Raw genomic sequence first — 13472 nt, forward strand, 5'->3', positions numbered from 1 at the left:
AGAGCGGCCCGGCGGATTTCGCCGCCCGGAGGACTTCAGACGATGAGACACACGGGCGTGCAGCTTGCATAGTAACGGCAGCGGCTACACCGCCCAAAAGGCGATCACGCGAGTGATCAGGAGACGATCACGCGAGATGATCGGCCGGCTGGTCGGGGTGGCGGGATTTGAACCCACGGCCTTCCGCTCCCAAAGCGGACGCGCTACCAAGCTGCGCCACACCCCGTCTGGTGCGACACGTAGGGTACATGCCGCCAGGCGGTGTGGCCGCCGCATTTCCACAGGGCCCGTGCCGCGTCGGCCACGGCGGGAATGCGGTGTGCGACGGACGGGCCCGACCCGCTACGATGCCTCCAGTGCCGCGGTCGCCCGACCTGCGGCGCGCGCTGTGCGGGCGTAGCTCAATGGTAGAGCCCCAGTCTTCCAAACTGGCTACGCGGGTTCGATTCCCGTCGCCCGCTCTGTGGACCTCGGGCCCGGTTCTTCGGAACCGGGCCCGAGGTGTTTCTCCGGCGGGTCACAGGTCGCCTACGTCCACCGTGGAGACGGAGCGGACACCGCAGGGGACGTAGAGGGCGTCGCCGACGAGGACGAGCGGGGCGCCCTCGGTGACGAACATGCTGTTGGCGCGACCGCCGCCGTCGCGGCCGGAGCGGGTGCCCTCGATCCTGCCGGTACTCGCGTTCAGGGCGGCGAGGCGGCCGGGGGTCCCTGCTGCTCCACGGAGGAGTTCGATTCCCACGGCGTCCGGCCGGTTCGCGGGGAGACCGCGCGGACGCCTCCGCTCGCCCGCGTGACATAGACGGTGCCGCGCACCAGGTACGTGTCGGCGTCCTCGGGCCGGGGCTGCGCGAGCCGTCGCACGGTGAGCACGTGCGAGGAGGCGTCGATCAGGGTCAGTGCGCGTTCCGCGTCGAGGGCGTCCGCGAGCACCAGGCCCGTCGTGCTGGATGAGCAGGTGCGCGGTCCTCGCCCTCGACGGTCCAGCGGGCCTTCCCGGTGGCCGGGTCGATCCGGCGGACGGTGGTGCGGCCGGTCCTCCCCTCCTTTTGCGCGGTCGCACGGACAAGGTAGGCACGGCCGGCCGCGGAGCGCAGCAGACAGTCCGGGAGATCCGGCTTCGGCTGCCTCCAGCGGACGTCGCCGGTCCGGGCGTCGAGCAGGGCGTACTGGTCGCCCTGGGCCCCGTAGAAGGTGACGACGCCGTCGGGAACGGCCGTGGCCGCGCCCTGCGTACTGTCGGGGACGGCCGCCATATCGCCGGTGCCGGCGGGAGTCCGCCAGAGCACCTTGCCGGTGTCGGCGGCCAAGGCGTGGACCGTATAGGTGCTCCGGATGCCGTTCGCACTGTCCTGCTCGTGTCGGCCTCGTTGCCGTAGACGCGGCCGTCGCCGGTCCCGATGAGCGCGCCCTCATTGCCGGAGGCGCCCGTGCGGCGTGCGGTCGATGGACCGGGACCAGGTGTTGCGGCCGTCCGCGAGACCGAAGCGGGTCGCCATGAGAGCGGCGCCGGCACACACCAGGGACCTGTCGACCGCGGCGCGGCCCGTGAGGGAGGTGCCGGGGCCGCCCAGGACTCGCTCGCTGCCCGGCGGGGCCTTGGCCGCGCTCGCCCAGGGCTTCCAGCCCTCGGGGAGGTCGCTGCCGACGGCGGACGAGCAGGCGGGCTCCCCGCCACGGGTCAGAGCGAGGGTGCTGGTGACGACCGCGGCGCGTACGGCGACCACCGCCGCCGAGACGAGCAGACGGTGCTTGCCGCGGAGGCGAGACGCTCGGGCTCGAGTGGCGGCGTCCCTGCCGGGTCACCCGACGGCTCGTTCCGCTCCGCCGGCGTTGCGCCGTACCGGGGACGCGGGTCCCGACTCCGCTCGGCGTCCGGCTCGGCGGGCGGGGCAGGGCCGCGTCCCGGTCGGTGCCGGCCGCGGCCGGCCATGGCGTCAGCGCGGCCTCGGCCGGTCGGGTGCCCGGCCAGGGGCGTGCCGGACGGGGCGGGGCGGGGCGGTACCGGGAGGTGCGTCCTCGCGGAGCAGGATGAACAGGTCGTCCGCCGTGGGGCGGGACTTTCGGTGCTTCTCCAAGCAGGGGCGGATGACGGGGAGCAGTTCGGCCGGGACGCCGGAGAGGTTCGGCTCGCCCTCGACGACGCGGAGGGCCGCCTCGTAGGGGCTCGGGCTGTCGAACGGGCCGCGGCGGGTGGCCGCGCAGGTGCGGACCGAGCCGAGGGAGAAGATGTCGGCGGCCGGGCCGACGTCCTGGGGTGAGGCGAACCGCTCCGGGGCATGAAGGGCGGTGTGCCCATGACGCGGCCGGTCTGGGTGAGGGCGTCGCAGGCGGCGGACTCGGCGGCGCGGGAGATCCCGAAGTCGATGACGCGGGGGCCGTCCTCGGCGAGCATCGCGTCGCCCGGTTTCAGGTCGCGGTGGACGACTCCGGCGCGGTGGATGTCGCGCAGCGCCTCGGCGAGGCCGGCGGCGAGTTCGCGCAGGCGGGCAGCGGGAGCGGGCCGTGTTCGCGGACGTGGGTGCCGAGGTCTGCGCCCGGTATGGAGAGCGTGGCCGTCCGGGGGCGCTGCGCGTCGGCGTCCGCGTCGACGACGGGGGCCGTGAAGGCCCCGCTGACCTGGCGGGCTGCGGTCACCTCGCGGCGATGGGGCCCCCGCTCGAGCGAAGCCGAGAGATGGGAGAGGGTGCGGAACTCGTCGTCTTCGGCGTACTGGCCGTGCACACCTCGATCGCCGGCCGCTGGCCGGAGACCGAGGTAGACCACGCCCATGCCGCCGGGGCCGAGACGGTCCTCGATGCGGTAGCCACCCACCTCCGGCGGGACGGAGTCGCGCAGCGCCACGTTCCCCCCGTCACGCACCGTCCTGTGGTCGGGGCGAGCGCATCCATCCGTCCGCGCGGCGGGGCCGCGGCGCGGGTGGCGCGGTCCCGTCCCCTCCGTCGGAAGCTGTCAGAAGCTGATGGAGTTGATGGTCTCCGCTATCGAGTTGAGAAACCGCTGGATGTCGTCGGCCATGCCGGTCGAGGCGAGGAAGAAGCCGAAGAGGATCGCCACGATCGCTGGGCCTGCCTTGATGGATCCCCCTCTCAGCAACACCACAAGGATGATCGCCAACAGCAGCACCACAGACAGTGAAATGGCCACAACTGATCACACCCTCGGTCGGTCCGCTCTCCCGGCCCGGGGACGCGACCCCGCGCACCCCGCCAGAACCATCGTGCCACCAACCCGGCCCGGCTATGCGGACCGTGACGCATCGACCACCTCACTCGTGCCCGAACCGGTGTGTGCCGCCCGGGGCCAGGAGCCGAACGGCAGGGATCCGTACGGCAATTCGAGGCGCCACCCTCACAGGGAATTCAACTGAATCGTTTCCGTGCCCACACAACGCGTTCGCAGCTGATTCGAATTACCCCCACAAGCTCCTCAACACCTCTGTGGGCAAGCTTGAAAGGGGGGCGGAAGTGGACATTCCGCCGGAGTCGCCTGCTGGCCTTATGCACCGCTTAGTCCGGAAATATCCCGATAAGCAGGGCAGGTGTGATGAACACAATCCGCCATCGGACGATGTGTTGGGCATCACTCCGACCATGGCGTCAACTACCCGAAATCCGGGGTACCGACAGCTAATAGCCAGCATTCACATCCGGCGTTTTACGAATAGCCGCAGGGAACGCTAGGGTGCCTCAGATGTTCCACGCTGCCTCGTCCCCCGCAAGCGCAGCGAGGTCCCGGATCGTCTCCCCGAGTTCCTGGTGGGAGGGTCTGTGACGAACTCGCTACGACCGAACGGCGACCGCAGGGCGCCACTTCCCCCGGCCCAGTCGCCGACCGACGGAGTGCCGAGCCCGCGCTCGCCGCAGAGCCCGCAGAAGAAGCAGAACGGCAAGCAGCGCGACGCGTTCTTCGACAACGCCAAGTACCTCGCGATCGTGCTGGTGGCCATGGGCCACGCCTGGGAGCCGCTCAAGGGCGACAGCCGGATGCTCGAGGCCGCGTACCAGGTCGTCTACGCCTTCCACATGCCGGCGTTCATCATCATCTCCGGCTACTTCTCGCGCAGTTTCGACATGCGGCCCGACCGGCTCAAGCGCCTGATCACCGGCGTGGCCGTGCCGTACATCGTCTTCGAGACGGCCTACCCGCTCTTCAAGCGGTTCATCGACAACGACCCGGGACAGGAGATCAGCCTCCTCGACCCCTGGTACCTGACCTGGTTCCTGTGCGCGCTGTTCATCTGGCGGATGACCACCCCCATCTGGAAGATGGCGCGCTGGCCGCTGCCGCTCGCGCTCGGCCTCGCGATGCTGGCGACCGTCTCCCCGGAGATCGGTGACGACCTGGACCTCCAGCGGGTCCTCCAGTTCCTGCCGTTCTTCGTGCTGGGACTGGTGATGAAGCCCGAGCACTTCCACATGGTGCGCCGCCGTTCCGTACGGATCGCCTCGGTGCCCGTGTTCGCCGCCGCGCTGGCCTTCAGCTGGTGGGCCGTGCCGCGCATGAACACCGCGTGGTTCTACCACCGGGACTCCGCGCAGGAGCTGGGCGCGCCGTGGTGGACCGGCCCGGTCATGGTGCTCGCGATGTTCGGCTGCTCCCTGGTGCTGACCGCGTGCTTCTTCGCCTGGGTGCCGCGCCGCCACATGTGGTTCACCGCGCTCGGCGCCGGCACGCTCTACGGCTACCTGCTGCACGGCTTCCTGGTGAAGGCCGGCGACTACCAGGGCTGGTTCGAGCCGACGTGGATGCACCAGCCGCTCGGTGAGATCGCCGTGACCGTCACCGCGGCCGCCGTCGTGACGCTGCTGTGCACCAAGCCGGTGCAGCGGGTCTTCCGGTTCGTGATGGAGCCGAAGATGGAGTGGGCCTTCAAGCGGGACGCGGCCGAACTCGCCCGTGAGCGCCAGAGCGCCGAGCGGCGCGAGCGCGAGAAGGCAGCCGTGGGCTGACCCGCCTGTGCACGCACGGAGGGCCCGCACTCGGACGAGTGGCGGGCCCTCCGACTGTCTTGAGGCGGCGGCTAGTCGCCCTTCAGGTGTCTCATCAGGCGCTCGAAGTCCTGCCATCCCGAAAGGTCCGACGGGTCGCCCCGAAACGCGTAGTACAGCGCCGGGCGGGTCTTCGGACCCAGTTCCCGCGGCGCCTGGGGGAGCGGCGTGCGGCGGGCCCGGTCGCCCGGCATCTCGCGGACCTCCTCGGCGCCCAGCACGAACGCGTAGGGCACGCCGGGGCCTTCGAAGCGGGCGGGGACGGACAGGTCGCGGCGGGCCCGGCGGATCTGGACCAGCATGGACTGGAGATCGTGCCGGGTGGCGAGGGCCTCCGCGGCGGCGACCACGGTGTCCGTCGGGATCTGCTCGCCCGGTCCGTAGCCGAAGGCCAGTGTCACGTCCTCCTCGACGCCGCCCTTCGTCCGGGTGATGCGCACCGTCGCGAGGCCCGGTCGCTCCGGCGTGCCGACGACCACCAGCCAGGTCGGCTCGGGTGCTCGCTCGTGGGCCACGTCGGTCAACTGCCGCAGTGACCAGGGGAGGTTGGCGGGCTCCTCGGTGCCCCAGCCGGCCGGTGGCTCACCGGTGATCTCCCGCCATACGGCTTCCACGGCACCGCCGAGGACGAGCCGGTCGTCGGCCGGGTGAACGGTGCGGAAGGAGATCGCGAGCTGGCGTTCGCCGGTGTCCTGGATGCCCTCCCGGAAGGAGGCGGCGACGGGTGTGCGCGGGTCCTGCGGGGTCGCCTCCGGAGACTCGACCGTCACGAACAGGCCGTTGCTCCACTGGAGGACCGCTCCGGTCAGGCCGTCGTAGTAGCCGTCCCGCTCGTCCTGCACCACCCAGCGCGAGGGCCAGCCCGGCAGGCTGCCCCGGACCGCCGGGGAGAGGCGGGTGCCCGCCGGGGTGACGATCTGGAGGCCGAGACCGGCGTTCGCGGCGGCGCGGAAGGCGTCCGACAGCCAGGCCGTCATCGCGACCACGGGACGGTCCTGGATGACGACGGCGACCTTGTCGGTGAGCACGTCCACGGCGGGCTGGGCGGCGGCCGGAGCCGGCGCCACCGTCATCCCGTCCGTCTTGACCACGGCCAACGACCACGAGGTCTGCGGCGGCCAGGCCGTACCACCGATCAACGTGGCGATACGGGCGGCGAACGTCCCGGCGAGCTCCTCGGCTTCCTTGATTCCGGTCGTGGCACGGGCCTCGGTCCACCAGTACGGCACCTCGGGCTCCTGGGCTCCGAGCAGCCGCTCGGCCTCTCCCCTGACCTGCACGAGCAGCGGCGCTTCGACGGAGACGAGCGGGCGGCCCTGCTGGTCGCAGAGCTGCACCACGGCTCCCTCGCCCTCGGTGCCCGCCAGCAGGTCCGGGCCGCCGGAGAGCAGTCCCGCGAGCACGCTCAGCGGGTCGGGCATCTTCTTCGTGAGGGCGATGACATCCTTCGTCACGCGTTTACCTCGTCCCCTCGTAGACGGTCTGGATGAGCCGGCTCGGTTCGCCCCTGCGGACCAGCACGCCGCGGCCGGGCGGCTGGTGGCCGGCGTACACACCGGAGAAGAGCTGGCCCTCGCTGCGGTCCCCCGCCATCACCAGCGCCGAGGCACCGGACTCGCGCAGGCTCTGGAGCAACGGCTCGTACAGCCCCCGGGAGGCGCCCGCCACACGGCGGGTGAGGACGAAGTGCAGTCCGATGTCGACGGCCGACGGGATGTACGGCACGAAGGGCGCGAGCGGCTGCTGCCCGGCGGTGGTGAGGACGTCGTAGTCGTCGACGAGGATCACGATCCGCGGGCCGGAGAAGCTGCCCGGCTCGAGGTCGGCGCCGTCGGCGGCCTCGTCGGGCAGCCGCTTCTCCAGTTCGGAGGCGATGCCGGCGGCGAGACCGGCGCACAGCTTGGTGTTGTAGGCGTAACCGCCCCGGTACTCCTCCGGGATGACGCCGCGCAGGCCGCGGCGCGGGTCGAAGACGCCGAAGACGAGCTCCTTGTCGCCGTAGCGCTCGATCAGGCTGCGGGCGATCACCTTGAGCAGGTTGGTCTTGCCGCACTCGCTGTCGCCCATGATCAGCAGGTGCTGGTCGCGGTGGAAGAGGTCGAGCAGGACGGGCGCCAGCTGCGTCTGGTCCAGGCCGATCGGGACGCGGCGTGGTTCGGCGGCAGGGCCGGGCAGCTGGTGCGCCTCCAGCACGTGCGGCAGCACGCGCACCGGCTGGGCGACCTCGCCGGTCCAGGTGGCGCGGATCTGCCGGGCGGTGGTCTCCAGGACCGCGCCGAGGTCGGCGGTGTCGGCGAGGCCGTCGGTACGGGGCAGGGCGACCTGGGCGAAGAGCTTGCGGTCGGTGAGGACCCGGCCCTTCTCCTCGGGCGAGAGGGTCTCGCCGAGCTTGCGGTCGATACTGGACTCGCTCGGGTCGTTCAGGCGCAGTTCCACGCGGGTGCCGAACTGGGACTGGGTGGCGATCCGCACGTCGTTCCAGCGCAGCATGCCGGCGACGACGTGGATGCCGTAGCCGCTGCCCCGCTTGAGGATGTCGACGACGGGGTCGTCCAGTTCCTCGAAGTCGTCGCGCAGCGCGCCGAAGCCGTCGATGAGCAGCACGATCTCGGTGCTGGCCAGCTCGGGCACCCGGCCCGCGGCCCGCAGGGTTCGCAGCTGCTCCAGCGAGTCGATGCCGTGCACCCGGAACAGTTCCTCGCGCTGGTCGAGCATGGCGCGCACCGAGTCGATGGTGCGGGCCGCGCGCTCGCGGTCGGCCCGGCCGGCGATGCCGCCGACGTGCGGCAGCCCCGACAGGGCCTGCAGGCCGCCGCCGACCAGGTCGAGGCCGTAGATGCCCACTTCCTGCGGGGTGTGGGTCAGCGCCAGCGAGAGGGCGAGGGTGCGCAGCAGGGTGGTCTTGCCGGACTGGGGGCCGCCGATGATCGCGGCGTGGCCGCCGGCGAGTGTCAGGTCCAGGTACCACTGGCCCTGCCATTGCTTCGTCGGGTCGTCGAGCGTGCCCAGCGGCACCTGGAGCGGGCCGCGGCGCCCCGCGAGCTGCATGCCGCGCGCACCGACCCGCACCGGTCCGGCGACCTTGTCGAGCGGGACCGCGGCGGGCAGCGGGGGCAGCCAGATCTGACGGACCGAGCGGGCACCGGAGCGCTCCAGCTGGTCGATCATCACGCCCATCTCCGTGGGGCCGGTCTCCCGGCGCCGCATCTGCGGCTCCTCGGGCCCCTCGGAGCCCCCCTGGCCGAGGGTGTTGTAGGCCTGGTACTCCAGGGCGAGCGGCCCGGTGTCCTCCGGCTCGTGCTGGACGGGGCCGCGGTAGGCGCCGGAGACGTAACCGGCCTTGAACCGCTCGTAGTGGCTGGTGTCGACCTTGAGGTAGCCGAAGCCGGGCAGCGGGGGCAGGTGGAAGGCGTCCGTGGTGTCCAGGACCGTACGGGACTCGTCCGGGGAGAAGGTGCGCAGACCGAGACGGTACGACAGGTAGGTCTCCAGGCCCTTGAGCTTGCCGGCCTCGATGCGCTGGCTGGACAGCAGCAGGTGCACACCGATGGAGCGGCCGATCCGGCCGATGGACAGGAACAGGTCGATGAAGTCCGGCTTGGCGGTGAGGAGTTCGCCGAACTCGTCGATCACGACGAACAGGTGCGGCAGCGGCTCCAGGTCGGGGCGCTTCTCGGCGCGCAGCGCGGCGTAGTGGCCGATGTCGGCGACGTTGCCCGCGTCCTTGAGCACCTGCTGGCGGCGCTTGACCTCGCCGGCGAGGGACGCGTGGACGCGCTCGACCAGGCCGGCCTGGTTCTCCAGGTTGGTGATGACGCCGGCGACGTGCGGCAGGTGCGCGAACGGGGCGAAGGTGGCGCCGCCCTTGTAGTCGACGAGAACCATGGCCAGGTCCTCCGGCGGGTGGGTGGCGACCAGGGCGAGGACGAGGGTGCGCAGCAGCTCCGACTTGCCGGAGCCGGTGGCGCCGACGCACAGGCCGTGCGGGCCCATGCCCAGTTCGGAGGACTCCTTCAGGTCAAGGAGCACGGGCTCCTTGGCGTCGCTGACGCCGATCGGCACGCGCAGGAAGGCGCGCTCGCCGCGCGGCGCCCACAGCCGGTGGAGGTCGAGTTCGGCCACGTCGTCGATGCCGAGCAGCTGGGCGAAGTCGACCGGGCCGGTGAGCGGGGCGTCGACCATCGACTCCGCGGACAGCCGCAGCGGGGCGAGCATCCGGGCGAGGCCCTCGGCGAAGGGGACGCCGATCTCGTCGACGGTGCCGTGGGCGCTGATCGGCTCCTTCTCGCGCAGGTCCTCGATGACGACGCGCTCACCGTCGACGGTGACGCGCACGCCCACGCTGCCGGGCTCCTGCACGCGCTGGTCGAGCAGGTGCAGCACGGTGACGCTCATGTCCCGCAGGCCCACGGCGTCGTCGGGGCGCGGCAGGTCGACCGCGTCGGCGCCGTGCGCGTCGGCGACGACGAGCAGCCGGGAGGTCATGGCGAGGGCGTCCTTGCCGGACAGGCCCCGGCGGACCTCGGCCGCGTAGGAGGCGCGGCGGCGCAGTTCGGCGCCGATCTGCCGGGCCAGCTGGGGCAGGGAGGGCGCGATGCGGCGGGCGGCGACGGGGCCGTCGAACTGCTCGGAGTCGAGCAGGTGCGGCAGCCACTTGGCCCACTCCCAGTCGGCGATCCGGTCGCCGGGCACGGCCAGCGCCATGGCCACGTCGTCGGGGGCGTGGGTGGCGGCGGCCTGCGCGATCAGTGCGCGGGCGACCCGGAGGGTGTCCTCGCGCCGGCCGATGACGGTGATGTTGCCGACGCGGTCGAGCGGGACGGTGAGCGGGAGTTCGGTGCCGTTGGCGAAGCGGGCGACCAGGGCGGAGGCCTCGTTCAGCATGAACTCGTCGGGCGGGGTGAGTACCGAGGATCCGGGCGGGGCCACCTTCAGGTCGCGCACCGGCATCTCTCCGGTGCCGACGCGGACCCGCAGGAAGTCGGCGTCGAGCCGGCGCCGCTCCCACAACCGGGCGGGGTCGCGCACGACGTCGTACAGCGCGTCCGGCGGCGGGTTGAGCACCTGCGTGCTCTCGCGTCGCTCCCGCTCCTCCTTCGACAGCTCCTCCCGCAGGTCCTCCAGGTAGGAGAGGTAGGCCTCGCGCTGGGTGCGGCGCGTGCGCTGGGCCTTGCCGCGCTGCGAGAAGAGCATGACGAGCGAGCCGAGGATGGTGACGACGAGGATGATGGCGCCCAGACCGGCGAACTGGCTGTTGCGCACGACCGTCATCATCACGACGGAGGACATCACGCCCGCGACGGGCAGCAGCGAGGTCGCGATCGAGCCGGTCTTGCCGTCGGGCAGGTTGGGCGGCGCCTCGATGGTGCGCGGTTCGGGGGCGGCCGGGGGCCGGGTGGTCCGGGCCGGCCGGTGGATCAGTCGGGTGCTCATCGTCGTTGCCCTGTCCTCTGGGTCCTGGGTTCCCTTCGTGTGCGGAGGGTTCAGCGGCGCTTGTGGGAGAGCTGGAAGACCTCCGCCGCCAGGCGTGTGGCGGCCTCCCTGGTGTCTCGCGCGAGCAGCTCGGTGCGGATGGTGCCGCCGGCCGCCAGATGCCGGTCGTAGGGCAGGATCCGCACGCTCGCCCCCGTCGCCTTGAGCTGCTCGGCCGCCTTGTCCAGATCGACGCCGGTGTGCGGCACGGTCTCGGTGAGCACGACGACGGTGGAGGTCGTGATGTCCCGGGGCAGCCCGCGCATCCACTCCAGGACCGCGTGCGTGCTGGCGATGCCCTCCAGCGTCGCGGGGACCGTGAGGATCCGGGCCTGGGCGGCGGACAGGGCGGTGCGGGCGACCTCGGCGGGCAGCGTCTCGCAGTCGGCGACGGTCACGCCGAAGTAGCGGCGCATCGCCACCATGATCCGCTCGTAGCCCTTGGTGTCGAGCATGGCCCCGACCTGCCCCTGGCTGCCGGGCAGCAGCCAGGCGTTCTCGGGCAGTTGAACCAGGTAGCCGGTGATGTCGAGGAGCGTCATCTGCGGTTCGACGACGTCGGCGAGATCGCCCGTGGTCCAGCGCAGGCTCTCCGCGCCGAGCCGGAGCGGCAGCGAGCCGAGCGCCGGGTCGGCCTCGACGGCCAGGACGGGGTCCTGGCGGTAGTGGGCGTAGGTGGCGGTCAGCAGCGCGGCGACCGTCGTCTTGCCCGAGCCTCCGCGGATCGAGGTGACCGCTATCTGGCGGCCGGTGGTGACCGGCTGCTGGAGGATCTCAGCGGTCGCGGTGGTCTCGGCGACCTCACGGGCCGCGGAGGAGGAAACAGTGCGGCGTACGGCCCTCAGGGCGCGCGCGGCGAACGGCTCCCCCCGCCGGGGTCCCCTGCCCGCGCCGGCGAGCTTCTGGTCGAGGACCGGGCGGCTGTCGGGGGTGGCTCGGGAGGCGCGGGCACGGGGCGCAGGGGCCGGCTGCGCGTACTGCTGCGGCGGGGGCTGTTCCTGCGCGGCGGACTGCTGCTGGGCGGCGTGCTGCTGCTCGGCGTAGGCCTGTTGTTCGGCATAGGCCTGCTGCTGGGCGTGCTGGTGCTGCTGCTGTTCGGCGTAGGCCTGCTGCTGCTCGGCGTACGCCTGCTGCTGTGCGTAGACCTGCTGTTCGGCGTAGGCCTGCTGGGCATGGGCCGGGTCGGGGTGCGGCTGCTGTCCCTGCGCGGGATAGGCCTGCCGTTGCGCGGCGGCGTACTGCTCTGCGTACACCTGCTGTTGCGCGTGCTGCTGCTCGGCGGGCGTGGGCTGCTGGTACGGCTGTGGGTAGCCGTAGGCCGGTGCCGGCCCCTGCCCCTGTGCCTGTCCCTGTGCCTGTCCCTGGGCGTACTGACCGGCTGTGCCCTGCTGGGCGGCGTGCGCCTGCTGCGCCTCCGGCCCCTGTGCCTGCTGCGGGGCCGCCTGCTCTGCCGCCGCCCGCTGCCGGTCCCGCTGCTGGGACGTGTGCTGCGGCTGCTGGGGCGTGCCGCCCCTCAAATCGCGCAGCACGTCGTTCTGCCAGTTGTCCCCGCTCGGCATGTCGCCCTTCTCTCCTGCCGCATCCCGCCGTGTCGTTCCGCGGGAGCGACAGGGTGGGCGTCTGGTCTTCGAAGCCTCAGAACTTGTTGAGCAACTGCCCGTAGATACCGAACGCCCCGATGGCGAGCGGGAAGAGCCCGATCACGCCGAGGGACTCGATCAGGTCGGCGAACCTGCGCAGCCGCACCCGGACGTGGTCGGGCGGCTCGATGCCCAGGGCCAGCAGCGGCAGCAGTGCCGCGGCCCCCAGCAGCACCAGCGCACCGGCGCCCCCGGCGTGGTCCAGCCACAGCACGGCGAGGCGTACGACGAGCAGCGCGGCCGCCGCGAACAGCGCCACGACCTCGGCGACCAGGGGGAAGGCCCGCGCCCTGGACAGCAGGACGACGGCCACGAGCGAGGCGAGGCCCACCGTCCAGACGGTCGGCTCCTTCGCGGTGGTCAGCATCCAGCCGCCGAGGGCGGCCGACGCCGCGGTGACGACGGTGGCGAGGGCGAGCCCGCGGTGGGTGGCGGCGAGGGCGTTGGCGACCTGGTGGCGGCTCACGGACGTCCCCGTGGAGCGCTTGTCGTCCAGGGCGGTGAGTCCCGAGGCCATCAGCGCGAACCGGGGCAGCAGCCCGAGCAGGATGATGGAGAACACTGCCATCACGGCGCCGATCCGGTCCGCCCGGTCCTGGAGGAGGGCGACGGTCTCCCACACCAGGGCGACGACGACGATCGCCCCGGCCCCGATCAGCCCGCCCTTGCCGAGCGGCGAGCAGTAGGCCAGCAGCACGAGGGTGACCACCAGTGCGGCGGCGACACCGGCCAGCCGGGCCGTCCCGCCCCAGTCGTAGGCGTCGGCGGCGGTCCAGGCGGTCAGCAGGCCGAGCCCGCCGGCGGCGAGCAGCAGCGCGCTGGCCAGGCCCTGGTTGCCCCGGCCGATCCGGGCGATGGCCGCGCCGGCGATCAGGAACAGGGCGGTGACGACCGCGAGTCCCGTGGTGACGGACTCCAGGGAGAACTCCTGCCGGGCCAGGACGGCCGCGGCCACGGCGAACACCACGGTGGCCACACCGGCGCTGACGCGGCGGGCGGCCGGGCGCCAGCGCCAGGTCCGCAGGTCGAGGTCGTCCGCGACCTGATCGGTGACGTCGTGCACGACCGGCGCCGGCGGTGCGGCATGGGCCCGGACGAGGCGGAGTACGGCGCCGTCGGGCACCTCGGCCGACGCCAGCGTCGCGTCATGGGGCAGCGCCGAGCCGTCGGAGGTGATCAGCTGCCGGGTAGTCGGCCGGGTGGCGGCCCGGTCGTCCAGCAACTGGAGTATGTCGGGGAGCAGTTGGCCGATCGGTGTGTCCGACGGCAGGACCAGGTCGGCTCGCCGTCGCTCGCCGATCAGGGTGACCCGGCTCAGCTGGGTCCGAGACATCGTTGCTGCGCTCACCACTCACCGGAACCTATCATC

General features: G+C 72.3%; 12 protein-coding genes and 2 tRNA genes. 2 read left to right on the plus strand and 12 right to left on the minus strand.

The genetic code is table 11. The annotated features are described in order from the left end of the window. Positions 1–149: 149 nt before the first annotated feature. A tRNA-Pro gene (locus tag V8690_RS14185) sits at positions 150–226 on the minus strand. Positions 227–390: 164 nt separating this feature from the next. On the opposite strand from V8690_RS14185, the gene V8690_RS14190 reads away from it, so the two are divergent. Further along, positions 391–461 (plus strand) — tRNA-Gly (locus V8690_RS14190). 56 nt (positions 462–517) lie between these two features. Here V8690_RS14190 and V8690_RS14195 read toward each other — a convergent pair. The 7 genes from V8690_RS14195 to V8690_RS14225 all read right to left on the minus strand — a co-directional run bounded on the left by V8690_RS14195 (position 518) and on the right by V8690_RS14225 (position 3147). Continuing rightward, a complete protein-coding gene (locus tag V8690_RS14195) occupies positions 518–742 on the minus strand; it encodes a hypothetical protein (RefSeq protein WP_338778937.1) in 225 nt (74 codons plus the stop codon). Then, on the minus strand, positions 685–933 hold the full coding sequence (locus V8690_RS14200; RefSeq protein WP_338778938.1) for a hypothetical protein: 249 nt from the start codon (positions 931–933) through the stop codon (positions 685–687). Before V8690_RS14200 ends, V8690_RS14195 begins: the two co-directional genes overlap by 58 nt. Then, positions 897–1310 (minus strand): PQQ-binding-like beta-propeller repeat protein, encoded by a 414-nt coding sequence (locus tag V8690_RS14205; protein WP_338778940.1) that lies wholly within the window; start codon positions 1308–1310, stop codon positions 897–899. Before V8690_RS14205 ends, V8690_RS14200 begins: the two co-directional genes overlap by 37 nt. Before the next feature lie 102 nt (positions 1311–1412). Beyond that, positions 1413–1727 (minus strand): hypothetical protein, encoded by a 315-nt coding sequence (locus tag V8690_RS14210; protein ID WP_338778942.1) that lies wholly within the window; start codon positions 1725–1727, stop codon positions 1413–1415. Beyond that, positions 1682–2485 carry a hypothetical protein gene (locus tag V8690_RS14215; protein WP_338785349.1) on the minus strand — a complete coding sequence of 268 codons (804 nt, stop codon included), beginning with the start codon at positions 2483–2485 and terminating at the stop codon, positions 1682–1684. Before V8690_RS14215 ends, V8690_RS14210 begins: the two co-directional genes overlap by 46 nt. Beyond that, positions 2410–2862 (minus strand): hypothetical protein, encoded by a 453-nt coding sequence (locus V8690_RS14220; protein WP_338778943.1) that lies wholly within the window; start codon positions 2860–2862, stop codon positions 2410–2412. The genes V8690_RS14215 and V8690_RS14220 overlap by 76 nt, the downstream gene beginning before the upstream one ends. A 90-nt stretch (positions 2863–2952) precedes the next feature. After that, the gene (locus V8690_RS14225; protein ID WP_338778944.1) at positions 2953–3147 is read right to left on the minus strand and encodes a hypothetical protein; all 195 of its coding nucleotides are present in this window, start codon (positions 3145–3147) and stop codon (positions 2953–2955) included. A 623-nt stretch (positions 3148–3770) separates the two neighbouring features. On the opposite strand from V8690_RS14225, the gene V8690_RS14230 reads away from it, so the two are divergent. Continuing rightward, positions 3771–4952: an acyltransferase family protein gene (locus tag V8690_RS14230; RefSeq protein ID WP_338778946.1), complete on the plus strand. Its 1182-nt coding sequence runs from the start codon at positions 3771–3773 to the stop codon at positions 4950–4952. A 71-nt stretch (positions 4953–5023) separates the two neighbouring features. On the opposite strand, the gene V8690_RS14235 is transcribed toward V8690_RS14230, so the two are convergent. The 4 genes from V8690_RS14235 to eccD all read right to left on the minus strand — a co-directional run bounded on the left by V8690_RS14235 (position 5024) and on the right by eccD (position 13436). Further along, a complete protein-coding gene (locus tag V8690_RS14235) occupies positions 5024–6445 on the minus strand; it encodes a DUF6177 family protein (protein WP_338778948.1) in 1422 nt (473 codons plus the stop codon). Between the two features lie 4 nt (positions 6446–6449). Then, positions 6450–10424 (minus strand): type VII secretion protein EccCa, encoded by a 3975-nt coding sequence (eccCa, locus tag V8690_RS14240; protein ID WP_338778949.1) that lies wholly within the window; start codon positions 10422–10424, stop codon positions 6450–6452. A gap of 50 nt (positions 10425–10474) precedes the next feature. After that, positions 10475–12022 carry a MinD/ParA family protein gene (locus tag V8690_RS14245; protein ID WP_338778951.1) on the minus strand — a complete coding sequence of 516 codons (1548 nt, stop codon included), beginning with the start codon at positions 12020–12022 and terminating at the stop codon, positions 10475–10477. 76 nt (positions 12023–12098) lie between these two features. Then, positions 12099–13436, minus strand: coding sequence for a type VII secretion integral membrane protein EccD (eccD, locus tag V8690_RS14250; RefSeq protein ID WP_338778953.1), 1338 nt, complete (start codon positions 13434–13436; stop codon positions 12099–12101). Between the last annotated feature and the right edge of the window lie 36 nt (positions 13437–13472).

Source organism: Streptomyces sp. DG1A-41 (assembly GCF_037055355.1).
GTDB lineage: Bacteria > Actinomycetota > Actinomycetes > Streptomycetales > Streptomycetaceae > Streptomyces.

Excerpts from the sequence above, each read along its gene's own strand:
- eccCa (WP_338778949.1), bottom strand. The coding sequence starts at position 10,424 with ATGAGCACCCGACTGATCCACCGGCCGGCCCGGACCACCCGGCCCCCG.
- V8690_RS14245 (WP_338778951.1), bottom strand. The coding sequence starts at position 12,022 with ATGCCGAGCGGGGACAACTGGCAGAACGACGTGCTGCGCGATTTGAGG.
- eccD (WP_338778953.1), bottom strand. The coding sequence starts at position 13,436 with ATGTCTCGGACCCAGCTGAGCCGGGTCACCCTGATCGGCGAGCGACGG.